Source organism: Aestuariimicrobium ganziense (genome assembly GCF_015352975.1).
GTDB lineage: Bacteria > Actinomycetota > Actinomycetes > Propionibacteriales > Propionibacteriaceae > Aestuariimicrobium > Aestuariimicrobium ganziense.
In genome coordinates this window covers 244,487-264,291 of the sequence record NZ_JACYIZ010000001.1, presented here as the reverse complement: position 1 = coordinate 264,291, position 19,805 = coordinate 244,487, and the positions used below count along the sequence as shown (strand labels likewise).

At 68.3% G+C, this 19,805-nt stretch carries 22 protein-coding genes; 9 read left to right on the top strand and 13 right to left on the bottom strand.

What is annotated here, in order from left to right:
• Positions 1-4 precede the first annotated feature (4 nt).
• From IE660_RS01265 to IE660_RS01235, 7 genes are all read right to left on the bottom strand, one after another.
• Positions 5-1,045, bottom strand: a complete 1,041-nt coding sequence (locus IE660_RS01265) for an ester cyclase (protein ID WP_203566507.1) — start codon at positions 1,043-1,045, stop codon at positions 5-7.
• Positions 1,042-2,073, bottom strand: coding sequence for a LacI family DNA-binding transcriptional regulator (locus IE660_RS01260; protein ID WP_203566506.1), 1,032 nt, complete (start codon positions 2,071-2,073; stop codon positions 1,042-1,044). The genes IE660_RS01265 and IE660_RS01260 overlap by 4 nt, the downstream gene beginning before the upstream one ends.
• Entirely contained in the window at positions 2,070-3,404 is a 1,335-nt protein-coding gene (gene hisD, locus IE660_RS01255; RefSeq protein WP_203566505.1) for a histidinol dehydrogenase, read from the bottom strand. The genes IE660_RS01260 and hisD overlap by 4 nt, the downstream gene beginning before the upstream one ends.
• Positions 3,405-3,482: 78 nt before the next feature.
• Positions 3,483-4,370 (bottom strand): GNAT family N-acetyltransferase, encoded by an 888-nt coding sequence (locus IE660_RS01250; RefSeq protein WP_203566504.1) that lies wholly within the window; start codon positions 4,368-4,370, stop codon positions 3,483-3,485.
• Between the two features lie 47 nt (positions 4,371-4,417).
• Positions 4,418-4,768 carry a ribonuclease E inhibitor RraB gene (locus IE660_RS01245; protein WP_203566503.1) on the bottom strand — a complete coding sequence of 117 codons (351 nt, stop codon included), beginning with the start codon at positions 4,766-4,768 and terminating at the stop codon, positions 4,418-4,420.
• 27 nt (positions 4,769-4,795) lie between these two features.
• Positions 4,796-5,683: an alpha/beta hydrolase gene (locus IE660_RS01240; protein WP_203566502.1), complete on the bottom strand. Its 888-nt coding sequence runs from the start codon at positions 5,681-5,683 to the stop codon at positions 4,796-4,798.
• A gap of 275 nt (positions 5,684-5,958) precedes the next feature.
• Positions 5,959-7,578, bottom strand: a complete 1,620-nt coding sequence (locus IE660_RS01235) for an ABC-F family ATP-binding cassette domain-containing protein (protein ID WP_203566501.1) — start codon at positions 7,576-7,578, stop codon at positions 5,959-5,961.
• Between the two features lie 182 nt (positions 7,579-7,760).
• On the opposite strand from IE660_RS01235, the gene IE660_RS01230 reads away from it, so the two are divergent.
• The 3 genes from IE660_RS01230 (at position 7,761) to IE660_RS01220 (ending at position 9,163) form a co-directional block, all read left to right on the top strand.
• Complete coding sequence (locus IE660_RS01230; protein ID WP_203566500.1) at positions 7,761-7,991, top strand: type II toxin-antitoxin system Phd/YefM family antitoxin; 231 nt, start codon at positions 7,761-7,763, stop codon at positions 7,989-7,991.
• The gene (locus IE660_RS01225; protein ID WP_203566499.1) at positions 7,988-8,389 is read left to right on the top strand and encodes a type II toxin-antitoxin system VapC family toxin; all 402 of its coding nucleotides are present in this window, start codon (positions 7,988-7,990) and stop codon (positions 8,387-8,389) included. The genes IE660_RS01230 and IE660_RS01225 overlap by 4 nt, the downstream gene beginning before the upstream one ends.
• Before the next feature lie 465 nt (positions 8,390-8,854).
• The gene (locus IE660_RS01220) at positions 8,855-9,163 is read left to right on the top strand and encodes a putative quinol monooxygenase (RefSeq protein WP_203566498.1); all 309 of its coding nucleotides are present in this window, start codon (positions 8,855-8,857) and stop codon (positions 9,161-9,163) included.
• Between the two features lie 45 nt (positions 9,164-9,208).
• Here the strand turns inward: IE660_RS01220 and IE660_RS01215 are convergent, their stop codons facing one another.
• From IE660_RS01215 to IE660_RS01205, 3 genes are read right to left on the bottom strand one after another with little or no spacing between them, the layout of a single operon-like run.
• Complete coding sequence (locus IE660_RS01215; RefSeq protein ID WP_203566497.1) at positions 9,209-10,723, bottom strand: hypothetical protein; 1,515 nt, start codon at positions 10,721-10,723, stop codon at positions 9,209-9,211.
• Positions 10,724-10,737: 14 nt separating this feature from the next.
• Positions 10,738-11,070: a helix-turn-helix domain-containing protein gene (locus IE660_RS01210; RefSeq protein WP_071416681.1), complete on the bottom strand. Its 333-nt coding sequence runs from the start codon at positions 11,068-11,070 to the stop codon at positions 10,738-10,740.
• A complete protein-coding gene (locus tag IE660_RS01205) occupies positions 11,067-12,278 on the bottom strand; it encodes a tyrosine-type recombinase/integrase (protein ID WP_203566496.1) in 1,212 nt (403 codons plus the stop codon). Before IE660_RS01205 ends, IE660_RS01210 begins: the two co-directional genes overlap by 4 nt.
• Positions 12,279-12,798: 520 nt before the next feature.
• Here IE660_RS01205 and IE660_RS01200 point away from each other — a divergent pair.
• A complete protein-coding gene (locus IE660_RS01200) occupies positions 12,799-13,368 on the top strand; it encodes a protein-L-isoaspartate O-methyltransferase family protein (protein WP_203566495.1) in 570 nt (189 codons plus the stop codon).
• A gap of 4 nt (positions 13,369-13,372) precedes the next feature.
• Here IE660_RS01200 and IE660_RS01195 read toward each other — a convergent pair whose 3' ends face one another.
• Both IE660_RS01195 and IE660_RS01190 read right to left on the bottom strand, forming a co-directional pair.
• Positions 13,373-14,725 carry a permease prefix domain 1-containing protein gene (locus tag IE660_RS01195; RefSeq protein WP_203566494.1) on the bottom strand — a complete coding sequence of 451 codons (1,353 nt, stop codon included), beginning with the start codon at positions 14,723-14,725 and terminating at the stop codon, positions 13,373-13,375.
• A 1-nt stretch (position 14,726) separates the two neighbouring features.
• Complete coding sequence (locus tag IE660_RS01190) at positions 14,727-15,095, bottom strand: PadR family transcriptional regulator (RefSeq protein ID WP_203566493.1); 369 nt, start codon at positions 15,093-15,095, stop codon at positions 14,727-14,729.
• Between the two features lie 106 nt (positions 15,096-15,201).
• Here IE660_RS01190 and IE660_RS01185 point away from each other — a divergent pair, with 106 nt between their 5' ends.
• The 5 genes from IE660_RS01185 (at position 15,202) to IE660_RS01165 (ending at position 17,347) form a co-directional block, all read left to right on the top strand.
• On the top strand, positions 15,202-15,534 hold the full coding sequence (locus tag IE660_RS01185) for a hypothetical protein (protein WP_203566492.1): 333 nt from the start codon (positions 15,202-15,204) through the stop codon (positions 15,532-15,534).
• 80 nt (positions 15,535-15,614) lie between these two features.
• On the top strand, positions 15,615-16,346 hold the full coding sequence (locus tag IE660_RS01180) for a type 1 glutamine amidotransferase domain-containing protein (protein ID WP_203566491.1): 732 nt from the start codon (positions 15,615-15,617) through the stop codon (positions 16,344-16,346).
• A 13-nt stretch (positions 16,347-16,359) separates the two neighbouring features.
• Complete coding sequence (locus IE660_RS01175; RefSeq protein ID WP_203566490.1) at positions 16,360-16,704, top strand: DUF1801 domain-containing protein; 345 nt, start codon at positions 16,360-16,362, stop codon at positions 16,702-16,704.
• A gap of 60 nt (positions 16,705-16,764) precedes the next feature.
• Positions 16,765-17,097, top strand: a complete 333-nt coding sequence (locus tag IE660_RS16290) for a TraR/DksA family transcriptional regulator (protein ID WP_203566489.1) — start codon at positions 16,765-16,767, stop codon at positions 17,095-17,097.
• 10 nt (positions 17,098-17,107) lie between these two features.
• Positions 17,108-17,347 (top strand): hypothetical protein, encoded by a 240-nt coding sequence (locus IE660_RS01165; RefSeq protein WP_203566488.1) that lies wholly within the window; start codon positions 17,108-17,110, stop codon positions 17,345-17,347.
• Positions 17,348-17,378: 31 nt separating this feature from the next.
• Here IE660_RS01165 and IE660_RS01160 read toward each other — a convergent pair whose 3' ends face one another.
• Positions 17,379-19,748 (bottom strand): ATP-binding cassette domain-containing protein, encoded by a 2,370-nt coding sequence (locus IE660_RS01160; protein ID WP_203566487.1) that lies wholly within the window; start codon positions 19,746-19,748, stop codon positions 17,379-17,381.
• Positions 19,749-19,805: the final 57 nt, after the last annotated feature.

Below are 19,805 nucleotides of genomic sequence, written 5' to 3'. Positions count from 1 at the left end.
CCGCTCAGTAGAGGTTGGCGAAGGTGAACTCCTCGCCATCACCTCGGCCCGCGTTGACCTGGGCGCGCAGGCAGACGTCGTCCCAGATCCGGATCTCCTTGACGATGCGGCCCTCGTGGAACTGGAACTGGCTGATGCCGAGCAACTCCACCGGCTTGCCGGTGAGCGGGCCGTAGTCGGCCACGCCGTCGTAGTCGCCGACCAACTTCCAGACCACACCGACGCGCACGCCGCCGTAGCGGGTCGACTCGTTGGTGTGCAGGTCACGCACCTCGAACTGGCTGCCGGGGAAGGCGCGGATCAACCGCAGCAGGGCCCGCTGGTAGCCGTCGGCGCGCACGACCGAGGTGTCGCCGATGGTGTGCAGGAACACGTCGCGCTCGACCAGGTCGTTGACCAGGTTGAGGTTGCGGGTGTTCCAGCCCTCGTGGATCAGTTCGAGCACCTTCTCGCACTCGGCACGGTGCTGGTCGGGACGAGGGCCCGAGTCGCCCACGGTCAGCGGGTCGGCTGGTGCCGGCTCGGTGAAGCTGGGCGCGTAGCCAGCGAAGGTGTGCTGCAGGGCCAGTTCGTCGGGGTCATGACCCTCCTGCAGGGCGTGGGCGAGCGAATCGCGCACCACCCACTCCTCGACCATCCGGCCGCGGCGGTACAGGCAGGTGGCGATGGTGCGGCTGCGGATCGTCCGCGGGCCGAGCACACCCTGACGAAGCCTCGCCTCGACCTCGTCGGCAGCCCCGGGGTGCTCGTCGATCGAGAACACCAAGTGGCTCGAGACGAAGGCGTCGTCGCCGCGCTGCTCCCAGATCACGTCCTCGGCCTGGCCGATGTGGCTGGGCACCTGGGCGATGCGCATCATCGAGCCCTGCACCACCTGGTCGACGCCGATGGCGGTGCCGAGTGGGCCGTGGACGATCGAGCCGTGTTCGTAGTTCTCGCGGATGTGGGCGATGTCGCGGTCGACCCAGATGCGGTCGGTGACGTCGCGGATGAAGGCGTCGGGGTCCTTGTGGGGCAGGTGGGCGATCGGGTCGAGGGTGCTCATCGTGTCTCCTGGTGCGGGTGGGCGTTGCGGGGCGTGGTGGGCACTGCGGTCGAGCGTCGGGGGCGGGCGGTGGCGCGGATGCGCCGGTGTTGGGGAGCAGAAGGTTCGTGCTGGTCGATGCGGGCGAGCAACAGGTCGACCGCCTCGGCGGCCAGGTCGTCGACGTCGTAGCCGACGGTCGAGAGTTGGACGAGTGGCCAGCCGGCCATCGGCAGGTCGTCGAAGCCGGTGACGGCCAGGTCGTCGGGCACCCGCAGTCCGAGGGTGGCGGCAGTGTTCAGCACGCCGAGGGCGAGCAGGTCACTGGCGCAGACCACGGCCGTGGGGCGCGGGTCGGCGCTGAGCAGGTCGTGCCCGGCCTGCTGACCGGCCTCCAGGGTGAACGGGAGTTCCCGCCACCACCCGGTCGGCACCTCGATGCCACGGTCGTCCATGACGTCTCGGACGACCCTGGCCCGCTCGAGGCCGGTGCTGGTGTCGGAAGGCCCGCTCAGCACGGCGACCCGCTGGTGGCCCTGGTCGAGCAGCCCGCCGACCAGCTCGGTGAGCGCCTCGGTCGGGTCGACGTCGACCAGGTCGGCACCGGGCGTGCCGCGCTGCAGGCAGACGCAGGGCACGCCGCGTCGACGCAGCTCGTCGGGCAGGTCGGATCCCTCGGTGGTGCTGGTCATCAGCACCCCGTCGAGCCCACTGGCCAGCACACGCTCGGCCACGCGGGCGGGAGTGCCCCCGCCGGCCTGCAGCACCAGTTCGTGGTCGCGAGCAGCCAGTGCCCGGTGCACCGGTTCGATCAGCAGCGGGTAGTAGGCGTTGTCGAGGTCGGTGACCAGCAGCCCGATGCGGCCGGTTCGTCCCAGCGACAGGGCCCGCCCGGCTGCCGACGGCACGTAACCGAGCCGATCGGCGGCCTCACGGACCCGTTGTCGGGTGGCCGGGCTGATCCCCGGAGCCTCGCGCAGGGCCCTGGAGACGGTGGGTTGGCTCACCCCCGCCAGTGCCGCCACGTCGTGGCTGGTGACCGAGCTCACCCGGCGCTCGCGTCGTCCCCGAGCAGGTCGAGTCGCAGCTGGGCCGAATCGCGGTGGGCCGGCATCTGCTCGTAGTCGGCGATGGTGACCACCAGCTCGGCCTGCGAGCGGGTCGACTCCTTGGTCGCCTTCTGGAAGGTCAGCTGCTTGAGGAAGCGCGAGACCGACAGCCCAGCGGTGTAGCGGGCGCCACCGGCGGTGGGCAGCACGTGGTTGGTGCCCGACATGCCCTTGTCGGAGTAGGCGACCGTCGACCACTCGCCCAGGAACAGCGACCCGTAGCTGGTCAGGTTGGTGGCGTACCAGTCGAGGTCACTGGTGAGGATCTCCAGATGCTCCGGTGCCAGGGTGTCCATGATCGCGGCGGCGGTCTCACGCGACTGGGCGACGTAGACCGAGCCGTAGTCGCGCCAGGCGGCGCCGGCGATCTCGTGGGTGGCCAGCCCTTCGAGCTGGCGCTCGATCTCGGCGATGGTCTCGCGACCCACGCGCTCGGAGGTGGTGACCAGACAGGCCGGCGAGGTGGGGCCGTGCTCGGCCTGGGCCAGCAGGTCGGCGGCCACCATCACCGGGTTGGCGGTGTCGTCGGCGATCACCGCGACCTCCGACGGGCCGGCCAGCACGTCGATGCCCACGCGGCCGTAGAGCTGGCGCTTGGCCTCGGCGACGTAGGCGTTGCCGGCGCCGACCAGCATGTCGGCAGGCTGTCCGTCGAGCAGGCCGTAGGCCATGGCGGCCAGGGCCTGAACACCTCCGACGGCGAACACGCGATGGGCACCGGAGGCCTTGGCAGCGTAGAGCACGGCCGGGTGGGCCCGGCCGTCACGCTGCGGGGGAGTGCACGACAGCACGGTCGGCACCCCGGCGGCGCCGGCCACGTTGACGGTCATGAAGGCGCTGGCCAGCAGCGGGAAGCGCCCCGCTGGCAGGTAGGCGCCGACCGACTGCACCGGAACGTAGCGCTGGCCACAGATCACGCCGGGAATCACCTCGGCCTCGAAGTCGACGAGGTGTTCACGCTGCATCTCGGCGAAGCGTCGGGTGCGCTGGGCGCCGGCGTCGAGGGCGCCGCGCAGGCTCGCCGGCAGGTCGTCGCCGCCCCGGGCGATCTCGTCGGCGCTGACCTCGAGCTCGGTGCCGGTGAATCCGTCGAGATCGCGGGAGTACTTGAACACGGCGTCGAGACCGTTGGCCTCGATGTCGGCCAGCATCGACGACACGGTGTCGACGACCTGGGGGTCACGCTGCTGGGGCATGTCGGGGCCGTCGGGCTCCTTGAGGACCGTGAAGTCGGAGGGCAGCCGGTCCTTGTCGCTCTGGTTCAGGTGCATACGTATACGATGCACGCTGATCAAATGCTCGGCAATGGGTCGCCACCCTTTGGACGGGACCCTCGGGCTGGGGGCGTGTCAGGCCGGGGGATAGGGGTGCGAGCGGTACCCCACCAACTCGGCATCGAGGCTGAACCCGAAGCGCTCGTACAGCGCGATGGCTGCGGGGTTGTCGTCGCGCACGGTGAGGTTGACGCTGGCCTGCGGTGAGCTGGCCAGGATGCTGCGGCCGATGGCGGCGAGCAGTCCGCGGGCGAGGCCTCGTCCGCGCGACGACGGCGCGATCACGATGAAGTCGAGGTAGCCCTCACCGTCGGGTTGCACCTGCGCCGAGGCGTATCCGGCGAGCCCGTCGGCGCCGTCGAGGACGAGGGTGGTGCGGTCGTCGTCGGTCAGCAGGCCACGGGCACTGGCGTAGGTGCCGGGGAAGGCCTGGTCGTGCAGGGTGGCCACCGCGGCCAGGTCGTCGTCGGTGGCCGTTCGGGCCTGCGGGCTCGAGGCGGGCCAGCCCTGGTCACTGTGCGCGACGTAGGCACGGTTCACCACGGAGCGGTGCCAGCCACGCGAGCCGGCGAGGTCAGCCATGCGATGGTTGGCCGGGGCTGCACTGACCTCGTGGTCGTCGCTGCCACCGAGGTCTCGGGCGAGGGCGGTCATCGCCTCGAGCAGGTCGTCAGCATGGTCGTCCCAGGCCTGGCCGTCCGCAGCCCATGGACCGTGGATCCAGCTTCGTCCGGTGTCGTCGGCGTCGACGTCGACGCAGGCCGCCGCGACCACCCGGCCGTCACGCAGTCCCACGCGCAAGGTGTCGCGCCAGGTGGGGGACAGGTCGTCCAGCTCAGCGAGCACACCCGAGCGCTCGGTGCCGACGTAGCTGCAGGCGGTCGCCGGGTCGGCCTGCTGGGCGATGATCAGGTCGAGCGCCTCTTCGGCCTGGTCGGCGCTGACCAGCACGGGGTCGTTCATGGGACGTCCTTCGATCCGAGAGTTGGGTGGCGAGCAGCGTACTGCGATCAGTCGGCGCCAGCTTCCCACCCCTGGTAGGTCAACCCAGTGATCTCGCGCTCCAAGGACGAGAAGAACGCGCGTGCCCGGGCGACGCCGCCAGCATCGAGCACCGCTTGGTCGAGCCCTGCGACCACCAGCCAGCCGCCGTCGTCGCTGATGCGCTCGCGCCCGATGATCGTCCACCCGGCTGAGCGGATCCGGTCGGCGGCGGCCCGGGCGCCGGCCTCGTCGAGGCAGTGGACGAAGTGGGTCCAGTCCCGCGGTTGGCTCAGGTCGGAGTGCTTCGCCAGCGCCTTGAGCGTCCTGCGGTCACCACGGTTGACGTGTCTGGCCCAGACCCGGTCGCGAAGTCCCATGGGTCGAGCATCTCACCGTTGCGTGGCTCAGCGTTGGGCAGCACGGTCCCAGAAGTCGACCGCTTGGTCGATCCACCCCTCGGCGCTGGTGCCCACCCCGAGGCCGAAGCCATGACCGAGTCGCGGCAGCAGGTGGAACTCGGTGTCGATCCCGCGTGAGGCCAAGGTGTCGATCCGTCGGCGCATCACCCTCCAGTCGACGATCCCGTCGTGCTCGCCGACATGGGCCCAGGTGGCTGGTTGGTGGCCGCTGACATCGCTGTGCCCGGTGTACTGGGTGACCACGGCAGCGGGGGAGGGCAGCTCGTCCCCACCGAAGGAGCCGGCGCCACGCGACCCGACCAGGGCTGCCACCCTGCCGCCGGCCGACCCTCCCCACAGCGAGTACCCACCGGTGCCGACCTGCCACTCGGTGGCATGGCGGACGATCAGCGACAGGGCACGTGCGAGGTCGGTGCAGCCGACCTCGGCGCCACCGGTGCGGTAGTGGACGGCGAACCCGTGCACGCCGCGGCTGCTCAGTTCGAGGGCGTGCGGCAGGCTCTCGTGGATCGTCCCCACGTAGTGGAAGCCGCCGCCGGCGTTGATCGCGGCGAAGGGGGCGCCGGGGGCTCCCGGCAGGTGGAACAGCCCCGCGCCGGCGCGGGAGGGGTCGGCGCGCACCTCGTCCGCGGTGTACAGCGGGTGGAAGACCTGGTGGCCCGCTTCCACGAGGTCGACCAGGTGGTGCAACACCCGCAGGGTGGTGCTGGGTTCGACGTGGGAGTGGTACGGCAGCAGGTGGTCGGTCTCGGCGAGCGTGAGCCCGCGGGTCGAGCCGAAGGTGGTCGGGAACAGCAGGTGGCCGAACCCGGCCAGAGCGGGGTGGGCGGTGACCTCATCGATCCTCGTGGTGGGCGTGAAGGGTGGGGTCATGGGGTGAGCATCTCATCAGCGTGCACTCGGCCCGGCCCTGGTCGGTCAGGTCGCCGACGTCACCGGGTCGCTGTCGGACGGGCTTGCGGTGGGCACGGTGTTCCCGGTGGTGATGCTGGTCGCCGTGCTGGTGCGGATCCGCCGCCGGTTTCGAGCCAGCCGACCCAGAAGCGTTCGTCGTGACGGGTTAGGAGGGCGTTTGTGGCCACCACGGTCTCGATCAGCCCCGCAAGGCGGTCGTCGAACGTCTGCTCCATGCCTTGACGCTAGCCGCGTCAGCCCAGCGAGGGCATCTCGTGGACGAGCCCAGTCCACCGGCGACGAAGCCAGCGGTCGTGGGTGGCGACCACGACGGTGGCCGGGGTGGCCTGCAGGGCGTCCTCCAACTCCGATGCCAGCACCAGCGAGATGTGGTTGGTCGGCTCGTCCAGCAGCAGCAGTCGCGGATGTTCGGCGATCACGATGGCGAGGGCGAATCGTCGCTGCTGCCCGACCGACAGCGCCCCGACGGGGCGGACGAGGTCGGCGCCGTTGATCAGTCCGAGATCCATCAGGGACGAGCGGTCGTCCAACCCGGTCAATCGCTGGAAGGTGGCCCGGACCGTCCAGGACGGTTGGGCGAAGGTGACGTCCTGGGGCAGGTAGCCGATCCGGCCGGGTGGGGTGAACAGGGCACCGCTGGTGGGCTCGAGTTCGCCGGCGATCGCCTTGAGCAGTGACGACTTGCCGCAGCCGTTGGCACCGGTCAACAGCAGGTGGTCGCCGGAGCTCACGTCGAGCAGCGGTACGTGGATGCGCTCGCGCAGGACGAGGTCGCGCACGCTGATCTCGGTGCGGGATGCCCCGGCGTCCAGCGGTGGCAACTCGAAGGTGAGGCCCTTGCGCGGCTTGCGCACCTGGTTCTGCATGGCCTGGTCGAGCTTGGCCTGGGCGGCGCGGACCCGCCGTGACACCTGCTTCTCGACGGTGCCGGTCTTGAAGTCGTAGGTGGCCAGGCTGTGGTCGCTGCGGGCGTGCACCGGGGTGTGGTTGCTGATCGAGCGCGAGGTGACCTTGAGGTCGCGTTCGAGCTTCTTGATCTCGTCCTGTTGGGCGGCCCAGAGCTGTTCCCACCGGGCACGGGCTGCTCGCTTGGCGTCGAGGTAGTCGCTGAAGGTGCCCGCGAAGGTGTTGCCGCCCTGCCCGTCGATGCCGATCGGGTTGTGGTCGGTGTCGACGATGTGGGTGCAGGCGTTGTCGAGGAAGGTGCGGTCGTGGCTGGCGACCACCACGATGCCGGGCAGGCTGACCAGGAACTCCTCGAGCATGGCCAGGGCGGTGTCGTCGAGGTGGTTGGTCGGTTCGTCCATCACGACGCACTCGGGTCGGCGGGCGATCAGGCAGGCCAAGGCGAGCCGTACCTGCTGGCCACCGGACAGGCTCGAGACCAGCCGCTGCGGTTCGAGGTCGAGACCCAGTTCGTGGGCGGCGACGGTGGCTCGGCGGTCGGCGTCCCACGCGTCGTGGGCCTCGGCCCACTCGAGGCGTTCGGCGTAGTCGTCGTGCAGTTGTTGGTCGTCGGGACGCTCACCCATGGCGATCGCGAGCCGATCGAGGTCGGCCAGGCAGGCGTGCAGGTCACCCAGCGCGTCGGCCAGGGCGTCCTCGATGGTCGAGTCGGCCGGGAACTGCGGCGTCTGGGAGAGGTAGCCCAGGTCGTTGGGCCGAGTGACCGTGCCGTCGTCGGGTGCGTCGATGCCGACCAGAAGGCGGATCAGCGTCGACTTGCCCGAGCCGTTCTCGCCGACCAGCCCGACCCGCTGACCGGGGGAGGCGGTGAGTGAGAAGCCGTCGAGCACGGTGTGGTCGCCGTAGCGCCGGACGAGTCCGGTGCCGATCAGGGGGTGGAATGCCATGGGGGAGAGTCCTCGAGGTCGCTGGGAGCCCACCGGGCGCAGCGCATGTCATGCAGGCCTCGGGCGTGGGCGGGGGCGTCGACTCAATCCGTCATGGTGGCTCCATGCTAGGGCGAGCGCGGCGCTGCAGCCAAGTGCGATTGGCTCTTGATAGCAGACTGGTCGGCGACTAGTCTGATCTTATGATCAGTGTCGGCTCGTACGAAGCCAAGACCCACCTGCCCCGTCTGTTGGACGAGGTGGAGGCGGGCGAGACCTTCGTCATCACCAAGCACGGGCGACCTGTGGCGCGACTTGTCGGCGTCGGTCGGAGCGAGCGACGAGAGGGACTGGTGGAAGCCTTCCGCGCCGCCCGCGAGGGTCAGTATCTGGGCCTTGACGTGGCCGAGGCCAAGGCGGCTGGCCGCCGATGATGGTGGTGGACGCGTCACTTGCCATGGCGTGGTGTTTCGAGGACGAGCGCACCCCAGCCACGGATGCCGCCCTTGCCGAGGTGGTGGCTGATGGTGGAGTCGTTCCAGACCTGTGGGGGCTCGAGGTGGCCAATGTCCTGCTGACGGCTCTCAGGCGAAAGCGGATCACCGAGGCGAGGATGGCGCACCTGGTCGAACTCCTGGAATCTCTTCCGCTGGAGCACGCGGAGACCGAACCCACGATCTCTGAGTTGATCGATCTGGCCGAGCGCCACTCGCTGTCGGCCTACGATGCCGTCTACCTGTCCGTGGCGATGCGCGAGGGACTGGCGCTGGGGACACTGGACCAATCGCTGCGCGCGGCAGCCACGTCGGCGGGTGTGCCGCTCGCGCTCTGAGCTCGATCAGAGGGCGGCGACCAATCGGTCGCAACGCAGGGACAGGAGTCAGCGGTGAAGTACAGCGTCCTCGGAACCACCGGCACCAGGGTGTCGCAGATCTGCTTGGGCTCGGCCACCTTCGGCGTGGCGCCGACCGCGAGTGAGGCCGACGGTACCGATCGGTGGATGAGGCCGGCATGACGGCTCGGGTCGAGGTCCTCGTCGAGGACGCGCTACGGCGACTCGTGTAGCGACAAGGCGAGCCCCCACGAATTCTCGTGGCAGAGAGTCGTGGGCTGGGAGATCGCATGGCCCGATCCGGTGGACGAGGGGAGGCAGAGGGTGCTCCCGTTCGGTCCTTACTGGACAGCCTGCGTATCAAGTTCAGGCGTATGGGTCAGCTCAACCGGAGTTCGACAGCCGCACAGCAGTGCAGCGTCGAGTCCCGACGGAGTGTCAGTGCAGGCTCGTAGAGTGATGGCCATGACATACGCAAACGTTGGCACCTTGGGTGCCGTGCCCGGAAAGCGTGACGAGCTCGTCGCCCACCTCACGAGCTCGAAGCCTGGGCTGGCGGAAGCTGGCTGCCTTCTTTACGAGGTGGGAGTGTCCGATGACGAGCCGGACACCGTGTTCGTCGCCGAGTTGTGGACCTCAGCGGAGGCGCATCGGTCGTCTCTTGAACTCCCCGAGGTGCAGCAAGCGATCGCGGCTGCTCGTCCTCTGCTCTCTGGCCAGTTCGGTGGATTTGCCTTCAACGTGATCGGCTCACCTGTCCGCGCCAACGACTAATCGTCAGGGCAGCATTTCGATAGCCTCATCGTCTCCTGCAAGGTGTCAAGGCGCCTTCAGAGAGCGGCCGGCGTAGCGAGCCCAAGGCTCGGCGGCCTTGTCGGCATGTAGGAAGGCGACCTGGGGGCTGTATCCGAGTGCTTCCGCGACGAGCGAGGGCGGGCACTCGAGGACGAGTTCGCCGATCGCCCGGTTGCGGGCGCCGAGGAGGTTGACGCCGAGGTCGCGGAGCCGGTCCATGACCGTGTTCGGATGCAGGTGGCGGCCGGCGAGGGTGCTGGGGAACATCCAGGGGCTGTCGGTTCCTGCGCCGGTACGGAGATTGGGCCGTGAGGCGAGATGCTCCCTGATGAGTGACGCGAAGGGATCGGGAACGTCAGTCGGGTGCGTGCCGAGCGTGATACTCATGCCGTCGTCGCTGTCGTCGATGATGCTGGTTGGGAAGCTGACGACCTTGACCAGCGGTTGGGCGTAGAGCAGCAGGAGCATGGCGGCCACCCGGTAGGGGAGTGACTCGCTGGTGCCGGTGAGTAGCTCGTGGATCCAAGCGAGCCGCTGGTCCTGGCTCAACGACCGGCTCGTCTTCGCCGCTCGATGCTGAATGGTGACCTCGGTATTGAGGCGCGACTTCTTCGCGAGCACAAAGAAGGTCCGGATCGCGCTGCGCGTCGTCGGGCCAGTGGCTAGCCACTCGTCGACATCTTGCTGTGTGCACGTAGTGGCGGTGCGTTCGTAGGTCTCGTGCAGCCACACGAGGAACTTCACCGTTTCGGTGATCTCCTGCTTCGCAGAGTGGACCGGGCCACGCGTTGCCGCGCCGGCTGCTGCCTTGGCGCGGATACGGCGTAGGTGGTGCCAGGTGGCGAAGTGCTGCACTGGTTGACGCACCTCGTCGGGGAGTCCGTCGAGCTTCCTGTCGATCCATTGTTCGAAGCGGGGGAGGTATGGGTCGCGCTGGGGGAGTAGGCCATGGTGCTGGAGCAGGGCACGCAGATGCTCGGTGGGCTTGCCGGGGATAGTGTCGAGTCCCTCGTGGGTTACCGGGATGGTTCCGTCGCCCAGGTCGCGGAGGAGGCCCTGCACCTTGGGAGAGCGCTTCCAGACTAGGATCGACTCAGGCCGGTCCGATGCACAGAGCGCGTCGACGAGTCCGATCAGCGCGAGATTGCTGGGTTCGCCGCCGAGTAGCCCGTGGAGGTCGTCGCGCAAGGCGCAGCGAGCACACAGGCGGCCGCGGTGGTGGCCGGCTTCGACGTCGCAGCGTTCGCAGTGGAAGTCATAAGGGATGTCAGCGCACGTCGAGCAGATGGGGAGGCCGTCGGCATTGGGCGGTCCCGGCAGCAGGCGGTCCTGGAGGCACTCTGGGCAGGTGCCGCGGGTGTGAATGGCATCGAAGTAGCAGATGTTGCAGAGCCTGCCTTCTGGCCAGCGCGCTGCAAGTCGGGGGATGTTCCGCCCGCAACGCGCGCATGGGTCGTCGCGACCGTTCCGCGATTGGTCCGTTCTGGGCCGTCCGCGCACGGTGGATCGAGGGGAGAGGCCCGTCGGCTTCGGATCCATCGATGCTCCTGGCGCTACTCGTCGAGGATGTTTGCGCGCCGCGGCCGCACGCTGCGGTCGAGCGAGACGACGTTCGGCGGGGAAGCGGTGCCCGTCTTGCGCACGCGTACATCCGTCGCCGTCGTCGTGAACAGGTCCGTCGACTCGCACTCGAAGATGTCGCACAGCGCCGCGATCAACATCAGGGAGACGCGCTCCGGCCGCTGGTTCACCAGCCGGTACACCTGCGGTCGAGACAGATTGATGTCGCGCTCGGCCAGCAGGGGAATGAGATCCGTGGTGTTGTGCAGGCCCCGGGCGGCCATCAGCTCGGCCAGGCGCCACGTGTAGTCGACCTTGCGCTTCATGATGTTCCGTCCTCGGTCTTGCGGGCCATGGCTTCCTTCACCGTACGGTCCAAGGCGCTCCTGAGCGTGGAGCGTCTGAACTCGTCGGACACGAAGTGATAGATGCCGGTTGTCGCCCCGTGCTCATGGCCCATCTGGTCCTGCACGAACCGCGGGTCCCATCCAGCTTCGAGCAGGTGAGTGGCGTACGAACGACGGAACGAGTGGAGATCGAGCCCATCGGAGAATCCCAACTCCTCGCAGTAGCGCCGGACCCGTCGGATCAGAGTCGACTCGACGACCAGTCCGCCGCGTTCGCTGGGGAAGAGGTCCAGGGTGCCCGGATCACCGCGGCCGTTGGCGAGCCAGTCCTCGATGATGCCGGGCGTCCACCGCCAGACAGTGAGAACGCTCCGCGGCTTGTGCGGCGAGGACCGCTTCGCCTTGCCGTAGCGAACCTTGCAGACGCCGAACGCGCCGAACTCTCGGGCGTGTGGGTTGCGGGCGAAGTCGACCGTTTGTAGGTGCCTCAACTCGTTGAACCGGAGCCCGTAGCCGTACGCGATCTTCATCATGACCGCGTCCCGGTACGCGGCCTGCCAGCCCTTGCGGCCCGACTTGCCGATCCGTTCAACCTCGTCGTCGGCGTGGTCGAAGAGTTGACTGATCTCCTCACGGGTGTACGGACGCTTCTTCGGGCGTCCGTCGTACTCCTGGACGTGGGGAGCGGTGTTCCAGTCGAAGAACACCTGCGCCGGGTGGGTGCCGAAGAACCGCTCGCACACGACGTCGAACCCGTAGTCGGGATTGCTGATGTAGCTGGTGAAGGCACGCAACGCGGAGTGGTAGCCGCGCAGCGTCGAGTGGGCAACGTGCTTCTGGGTGCGTAGGTCCGCCGAGAACTCCTCGACGAGCGCGGGCGTCCAGTTCCACGGGTCTTCGTTGACGTGGCTGATGAAGCGCTCCACCATCCGTAGCCGCTGGTCGATGGTCCCGAACTGCAGGTTGCGTGACAGCTGCTGGTTCCGCCAGCCCTCGAGCATCTTCTGGAGCACCTGCTCGTCGGGCCGGAGGACCGGCACCGACTCGACCAGGCGGACCCGTCCGGAGCCATCAACCTGCATCGAATCCTCCCGAGAATCTGGTTTCATCCAGTGATTCCATGATGCATCCGATGAGACGCCGGATGTGTTTGCGCAGGTCAACGGCGTGTCGCGGTGGCCGCGCAACGCCTGATCGTTCCGCCGCCACGCACGGTTTTGACGCCGTTACGTCGACGTTCGGTGCTGCGTTTCCGCTGGTCAGAGCTGGGTTCAGTCCGGCCAGCGGGGCAGTGGGTCAGCCGCCGCGATTGATTCATCCGATGCAATACGCAGACTAAGGAATGACATAATGTCGCTTATCGGACAAACCACCCCGGGGCTAGGGACGCTTCGCGTCCCAGGTGGTGGCAACCCCTTCTGTCTGCCAGGCCGTGAGCAGATCTCGATCACCTGAGATGGCGACCAGTTGGTCGTCGTTGACAGCCAGCGCAGCCGCGCAGTGGGGGGCGTCATAGCTGCGGAGTTCGTGAGTTCGGGCCAAATCCGCTCCAGGATGCGGGCCGTGATCGACGGCTCAGTCAGCACGATCGACGACAGGAACACGTGGTCAAAGCCAGATTGCAGGTAGGGGTTGACCCGCCAGACGTCATCGCCGAACGCGTCGGATCGCACGCACCGCCACCCGTCGTGACATAACGTGAATGGTATGGCGCTCTCCCCCACCGCCCGGGTGCGAGCCGCGTTCGCCGCGGCGCCGCGACATCGGTTCCTACCGGCCGACCTCGTGGGTCATGCCCAGCTCGACACGCCCCTGCCGATCGGCCACGGTGCCACCAACTCCCAGCCCAGCACCGTCGCCACCATGCTCGAACTGCTCGACCCGCAACCCGGCGACCTGGTCCTCGACGTCGGTGCCGGTTCGGGCTGGACGACCGCGCTCTTGGCCCACCTGGTGGGTGACGACGGCCACGTGATCGGGGTCGAACTCGTGCCAGAGCTCGTCCAGACCGCACTCCCCCGCCTCACGCGCCATTCGAACGCCACCATGCAGGTGGCCTCACCTGAGGTTCTCGGACTGCCCGAGCGGGCACCCTTCGACCGCATCCTGGTCTCGGCCATGCCGGACGAGCTGCCGCAGTCGCTGGTCGACCAACTGGCCGACGGTGGACGCATGGTCATCCCAGTCGACGGACTGATGCTGGTGGTCGACAGGTGCGGTGGCGAGGTCGAAGTGCACCGGGCGCCAGGCCGTTACCGGTTCGTCCCGCTGCTGTGAGTGCTCAGCGGAAGCCGAACACCAGCGGCAGCACCACCACGACCACAGCGGCCCAAACCCCCACCACCGGCAGGTAGCGGCTCTGCCAGCGCTCCAGGTCGAGCACCGGGCGACGCCGCCGCAGGAAGCCCAGCAGCAGCCAACCCGACCAGGCCAGGTTCACCAGCAGCACCAGGTTCTCGCCCAGCGCAGCCACCTTGTTCGGGCTCGCCCCGAACTCCTGAATGCGTCCAGCCATCGCGGCCAGCACCACCACGTCGACCACCAAGGTCACCAACACCAGCGCCAGCTGCAGCCAGTCGCCCAGCCGGGGTGGACCGTCCCGTCGAGAGACCACCGAGAACACCACCAGCCCCCAGACCACCACCAGCACCAGGTCGACGATGATCAACACGTCGCGGTCCTCGATGCCTCCGGTCGCCGCCATCGCGGTCAGGAAGCCCAGCAGCAGCACGGTGAACAGCGGGGTGAAGACCGCGGTCAGCACCGGCGCCATGTTCTCGACGGCACTCTTCTTGGCCTCGACCAGCCACGCCGCCACCACGATCGCGCCACCGACGCCGAGCGGCACCACCCACTCGATGACCGGTTCAGGGTTGAGGCCGAGCATGTCGAGCAGCGCCGCGGTCAGTCCGACCAGGACTCCACCGCCCAGTGCGATCAGGGCGTAGTAGACCACCAGTTCACCGACGAACCGCAGGTAGTCGGTCCACGCGGCCACGGTGCGCCAGGCTCGTCTCGCGTGCGCGATGCCGAGGACCACTGCCAGCATGATCGGCAGGTGCATCAACGACAGGAACTGGGTGTCGGCCCAGTCGCTGCGCCACGGGTAGAACGCCTGGGTGAGCAGGCCGACCGCCACCGCGGCCAGCATCGTCACGACCGAGGCGAGCACCGGCGGACGACGACGCCACCAGAACCAGCCCGCGAGCGCCAGGAAGACGCCACTGCCCGCCAGTGCCACGGTGAACTGCGAGCCGCCCTCGTCCATCGACACCCCGAAGGTCAACCGTGCCGCCAGACCGGCCAGCATGGCGAAGACCAGCATCGCCCCTGGATCACGCCAGCCCTTCGGGCCCGGCTCCTCGGGTTCGAGCACCAGGGTGCGCCACAGCCGAGCGGAGTTCTCCTCGGCGAACTCCCGGGCGATGGCGTGCTGGTCACCGACGCGCTTGACCGCGACCAGGAACGCCTCGTCCGGGCTCAGCCCAACCGACTCGAGGGCATCGACATGGCCGAGCAGGTGGTCGGTCAATTCGTCCACGTCACCGGCATCGACGCCGGGGCGCTTGGCGAGCTGCTCCCGCCACAGCCCCACCTGCTGGTCGAGGCCACTCTCGGTCGGATTCACGCTCACGTCACTTCCCCCATGCCAACTGAACCGGGGCCAGGACTCGTGCCATCTGGTCCCACATCGTCGTCAAGGCATCGTTCACCGCACGCCACTGGGTGCGGTGCTCATCGAGTGCCTCACGCCCCGCCCTGGTGAGGCGGTAGTAGCGGCGCCGGCGTCCGGACTCAGCCCTGCCCCACGATGACTCCACCTGGCCCTGCCGCTCGAGCCGGTGCAGCAACGGGTACAGCAGCCCCTCGCTCCACTCCAGGTCGCCGCGAGACAACTCCGCCACTCGCTGGATGATCGCGTAGCCGTAGCTGTCACCCTCGGCCAGCACGCCCAGCACCAACGGTGCCGACGACGCTGCCACCAGGTCCTTTCCGACGCGCATCCGACCTCCATACCTAGAACTTCTAGGTAAGAGCATAGCCCCCCTCTGGGGTGGGCGGTCCACCCGGCCGTCCTGGGAGTCGCCGCGTCCGTGTGAGGCTGGACCCATGAGCATCGAAGGCCACCGTGACCTGCCCGAACCCGAGGACTTCCCCGTGCGTGAAGCGCCTGACCGCGACGCCGTCGAACTGGTCGACCAGGCCGAGGACGAGTTGCTGACCACCCAGTCAGACGTCACCACCGAAGACCTGTCGACCGACGACCTGATTGACAACGGGGCCCTGCCCGAAGACCTCGAACGCTCCCAGTTCGGTGCTCGTGAGGCCGCCCAGGACATGGTCGACCCCAGTCATGACGACACGATCGACGAGCGGGTGCGCCAGGAGGAGTACGACCCGAACTCCGCGGTCGTCCCGCCCCAGCTTCGCGACGACCGCTGACCGCGGGCGGCTCCATCCGCCGGGGTGGGATGCGAACAGGCTGAGGTCGAAGTACCGACCGGGTCTGCCACCGTTGAGCCATGGCGAAGAAGGACAGGAAGACGGCGAGCACCGACCCCACCAAGCGCATCCTGGTCGTGGTCACCTCTGCAGGCTCGTACGAGAAGGTCGGCTACCGCACCGGTCTGTGGCTGGGTGAGTTGACCCACTTCCACGACGTCGTCGAGAAGGCGGGCCACGCCGTGGTGATCGCCAGCGTTGCCGGCGGGCGCGTCCCGATCGACCCCGAGAGCCTCGGCTCGCTGGTGCTGAAGATGGGCGGCACCCAGGAGCGTTACGAGGATCCGGCCTACATGGCCCTGCTCGAGAACACCCTCTCGCTGGACGAGGTGGCCGACCAGCAGTTCGACGCGATCTACCTGGCCGGCGGACACGGGACGATGTTCGACTTCCCGCACAGCGACGCCCTCGGCCGACTCATCGTCGACACCTGGCAGCGTGATGGCATCGTCTCGGCGGTCTGCCACGGGCCCGCCGGCCTGATCACCGTGCGGCTGCCGGACGGCACGGCACTCATCAAGGGCCGCAAGCTCACCGGCTTCTCGTGGGCCGAGGAGAAGCTGGCCGGACGCGACCAGGCCGTGCCCTTCCGACTGGACGAGCAGCTCAAGGCGCAAGGGGCGAAGTACACCAAGGCGCTGCGTCCGATGGCCGAGAAGGTCGTGCGTGACGGCAACCTCGTCACCGGTCAGAACCCGATGAGCGCCAAGGGCGTTGCCGAAGAAGTCGTGAAGTTGCTCGCCCGGTCGTGAGACCATCGACGGCATGGCTGACCTGCATGCCGTCGAAGCCCGGCTGTGGGAACTGCTGCGCGCTCACCAGCCGCCGCTGGTCGACGCCACGATCTACAACATGCCGAGCCTGACCTGGCCAGGCACCAAGGGCCACGAGTACTTCGCCGCGGTCAAGCGAGCCAGCAAGCACGTCGGGTTGTTCATGATCATCATGGAGCGCTACCCCGAGGCCCTCGAGGGCTGTTCGGCTGAGCTGTTGAAGCGACGAACGGGCAAGTCGACGCTGCAGTTCAGCTCGTTGGACGACCTCGCGGCCGAGCTGGAGGAGCTCATCGCCCGACTGTTCGATGCCTACAGCGCCGACCACGCCGGCTGACTGAGCAGGGGTTCACCACGAACCGCTCGCGGCGATGGTGTGCGGGCGGATACTGGACGGGTGACTGTTCCTGACCTGGCCGAGGTCTCGGCCGAACTGGACGCCAAGGCCGCACAGTTGCGTGCCGAACTGGCGCGTCTCACCACTCCGGTCGACTCCGACACCACCATCGGCTTCGGCAAGCGCATCGGTGACGGCACCACCCAGGCGATCGGCCAGATGGAGGACGCCTCGGTCGCCCAGAACGCCCAGACGGTGCTCGACCAGGTCAACCGGGCCCGCCACAAGTTGATCGAGGGCAGCTACGGTCGCTGCGACGTGTGCGATCGTCCGATCGGTGAGGCCAGGCTGGAGTTCCGACCCTGGTCGACCACCTGCGTCGACCACGCCTGAACCGTGGACTATGCGCGACGCCCTGGTGGCCCTGAACCTCGTACGGGTGCCGATCAGCCTGGCGATGCTCGCGATCGGCGGCACGCTGGTGGTCGCGCCGGGCATCGTGTGGATGGCACTGTCGGCGCTGGCCACCTACTTCATCGGTGCCCGCCTGTTCCGGTCGATGGACGCCTCACGCTACGAGGGCCTGGTGCTGATCGCCCTGCTGCTGGCCGCGATCACCGCCGCCGTGACCGCTCTGGCCTAGGCGCAGACGCCCGCCTGCCAGCGCTCCGGCCTCAGCCGACGTAGCGGGCCAGGTGCTTGCCGGTCAGCGTCCCGGAATCTGCGACCAGATCAGCCGGCGTGCCCTCGAAGACGACCCGGCCACCCTCGTGACCGGCTCCGGGGCCAAGATCGATGATCCAGTCGGCGTGGGCCATCACGGCCTGGTGGTGCTCGATCACGATCACCGACTTGCCGGAGTCGACCAACCGGTCGAGCAGGCCGAGCAGTCGATCGACATCGGCCAGGTGCAGGCCCGTGGTCGGCTCGTCCAACACGTACACCTCGCCCTTGTCGCCCATCTGCGAGGCCAGCTTGAGCCTCTGTCGCTCACCACCCGACAACGTGGTGAGCGGCTGGCCGAGCGTGAGGTAACCCAGGCCCACGTCGGACAACCGGGCCAGGATCGCGTGCGCTGCGGGCACCTTGGCCTCGCCCTCGGCGAAGTGCTCGCGGGCCTCGTCCACCGGCATCGCCAGCACCTGGCTGATGTCCTTGCCGCCCAGGGTGTACTGCAGCACCTCGTCCTGGAAGCGGCGTCCCTCGCACACCTCGCACGGGGTGACCACGGTGTCCATGAAGCCCAGTTCGGTGTAGATCTGGCCCTGCCCGTTGCAGGCCGGGCAGGCGCCCTCGGAGTTCGAGCTGAACAGGGCGGGCTTGACCCCGTTGGCCTTGGCGAACGCCTTGCGCACCGGCTCGAGCAACCCGGTGTAGGTGGCCGGCGAACTGCGCCGCGAGCCCTTGATCGCACTCTGGTCGATGGTCACCACCGCCGCGTCGGTCGGCATCGACTGGTTGACCAGTGAACTCTTGCCCGAACCCGCGACCCCGGTCACCACGCACAGCACGCCGAGCGGGATGTCGACGTCGACCCCGGTCAGGTTGTTCGCCCTCGCACCCCGGATCTCGATGGCTCCTGTCGCCGTGCGCACCGACGGCTTCACGCGCGCACGGTCGTCCAGATGCCGACCGGTCACGGTGTCGCTGGCTCGCAGTCCCTCGACAGTGCCCTCGAAGCAGATCTCACCGCCGTGGCTCCCGGCACCCGGGCCGAGGTCGACCACGTGGTCGGCGATGGCGATGGTCTCGGGCTTGTGCTCGACCACCAGCACGGTGTTGCCCTTGTCGCGCAGCCTGAGCAGCAACTCGTTCATGTTCTGGATGTCGTGCGGGTGCAGCCCGATGGTGGGCTCGTCGAACACGTAGGTGACGTCGGTCAGCGATGACCCCAGGTGGCGGATCATCCGGGTGCGCTGGGCCTCACCGCCCGACAGGGTGCCCGACGGACGATCCAGCGACAGGTAGCCCAGCCCGATCTCGACGAACGAGTCGAGCAGGTGCTGTAGGCCCTTGACGATCGGGGCGACCGAGGCCTCGTCCACCACCGGCAGCCAGGCTGCCAGGTCGCTGATCTGCATCGAACACAGGTCGGCGATGCTCTTGCCGTGGATGCGGGACGAACGTGCGCCCTCGCTCAGTCGGGTGCCATCGCACTCGGGGCAGGTCTGGAACGTGACTGCCCGCTCGACGAAGGCGCGCACGTGCGGCTGCATCGCCTCGGGATCCTTCGACAGCATCGACTTCGAGATCTTGGGCACCAAGCCCTCGTAGGTGACGTTGATGCCGTCGACCTTGATGCGAGTGGGCTCCTTGTACAGCAGAGCGTCGAGTTCGCGCTTGCTGTAGTCCCTGATCGGCTTGTCGGGGTCGAAGAAGCCCGAGCCGATGAAGACCCGTCCGTACCAGCCCTCCATCGAGTAGCCGGGGATGGTGAACGGGTTCTCGTTGAGCGACTTGGACGCGTCGTAGAGGGCGGTCAGGTCGATGTCGTTGACCCTGCCCATGCCTTCGCAGCGTGGGCACATGCCGCCGGTGATGCTGAACTCGCGGCGCTCCTTGACCTGGCGGCCGCCCTTGTCGAGGGTCACCGCACCGGCGCCGCTGATCGACGGCACGTTGAAGGCGAACGCCTGCGGCGGGCCGATGTGCGGCTCACCCAGTCGGCTGAACAGCATGCGCAGCAGGGCGTTGGCGTCGGTGGCGGTGCCCACGGTCGAGCGCGGGTTGGCCCCCATCGGCTCCTGGCCGACCAGGATCGCGGTGGTCAGCCCTTCGAGCAGGTCGACGTCGGGACGAGCCATAGTCGGCATGAAGCCCTGGACGAAGGTCGAGTAGGTCTCGTTGATCAGCCGCTGCGACTCCGCGGCGATGGTGTCGAACACCAGCGAGCTCTTGCCCGACCCGGAGACCCCGGTGAACACGGTGAGCCGCCGCTTGGGCAGGTCGACGCTGACGTCACGCAGGTTGTTCTCGCGCGCGCCCTGCACCCGGATCAGGTCATGGGCATCGGCCGGTGGCGCAGTCGGGGCATCAGAAGTCACTGCGCGATGGTGACACGCGACCACCGATGCTGCCAAGGGGCAGCCTGCAAGTCGCGC

What these genes read in the sequence shown, in the direction of transcription:
- IE660_RS01265 (WP_203566507.1), bottom strand. Translation starts at nt 1,045, where the DNA reads ATGAGCACCCTCGACCCGATCGCCCACCTGCCCCACAAGGACCCCGAC.
- hisD (WP_203566505.1), bottom strand. Translation starts at nt 3,404, where the DNA reads ATGCACCTGAACCAGAGCGACAAGGACCGGCTGCCCTCCGACTTCACG.
- IE660_RS01250 (WP_203566504.1), bottom strand. Translation starts at nt 4,370, where the DNA reads ATGAACGACCCCGTGCTGGTCAGCGCCGACCAGGCCGAAGAGGCGCTC.
- IE660_RS01245 (WP_203566503.1), bottom strand. Translation starts at nt 4,768, where the DNA reads ATGGGACTTCGCGACCGGGTCTGGGCCAGACACGTCAACCGTGGTGAC.
- IE660_RS01240 (WP_203566502.1), bottom strand. Translation starts at nt 5,683, where the DNA reads ATGACCCCACCCTTCACGCCCACCACGAGGATCGATGAGGTCACCGCC.
- IE660_RS01235 (WP_203566501.1), bottom strand. Translation starts at nt 7,578, where the DNA reads ATGGCATTCCACCCCCTGATCGGCACCGGACTCGTCCGGCGCTACGGC.
- IE660_RS01230 (WP_203566500.1), top strand. Translation starts at nt 7,761, where the DNA reads ATGATCAGTGTCGGCTCGTACGAAGCCAAGACCCACCTGCCCCGTCTG.
- IE660_RS01225 (WP_203566499.1), top strand. Translation starts at nt 7,988, where the DNA reads ATGATGGTGGTGGACGCGTCACTTGCCATGGCGTGGTGTTTCGAGGAC.
- IE660_RS01220 (WP_203566498.1), top strand. Translation starts at nt 8,855, where the DNA reads ATGACATACGCAAACGTTGGCACCTTGGGTGCCGTGCCCGGAAAGCGT.
- IE660_RS01215 (WP_203566497.1), bottom strand. Translation starts at nt 10,723, where the DNA reads ATGGATCCGAAGCCGACGGGCCTCTCCCCTCGATCCACCGTGCGCGGA.
- IE660_RS01210 (WP_071416681.1), bottom strand. Translation starts at nt 11,070, where the DNA reads ATGAAGCGCAAGGTCGACTACACGTGGCGCCTGGCCGAGCTGATGGCC.
- IE660_RS01200 (WP_203566495.1), top strand. Translation starts at nt 12,799, where the DNA reads ATGGCGCTCTCCCCCACCGCCCGGGTGCGAGCCGCGTTCGCCGCGGCG.
- IE660_RS01190 (WP_203566493.1), bottom strand. Translation starts at nt 15,095, where the DNA reads ATGCGCGTCGGAAAGGACCTGGTGGCAGCGTCGTCGGCACCGTTGGTG.
- IE660_RS01185 (WP_203566492.1), top strand. Translation starts at nt 15,202, where the DNA reads ATGAGCATCGAAGGCCACCGTGACCTGCCCGAACCCGAGGACTTCCCC.
- IE660_RS01180 (WP_203566491.1), top strand. Translation starts at nt 15,615, where the DNA reads ATGGCGAAGAAGGACAGGAAGACGGCGAGCACCGACCCCACCAAGCGC.
- IE660_RS01175 (WP_203566490.1), top strand. Translation starts at nt 16,360, where the DNA reads ATGGCTGACCTGCATGCCGTCGAAGCCCGGCTGTGGGAACTGCTGCGC.
- IE660_RS01165 (WP_203566488.1), top strand. Translation starts at nt 17,108, where the DNA reads ATGCGCGACGCCCTGGTGGCCCTGAACCTCGTACGGGTGCCGATCAGC.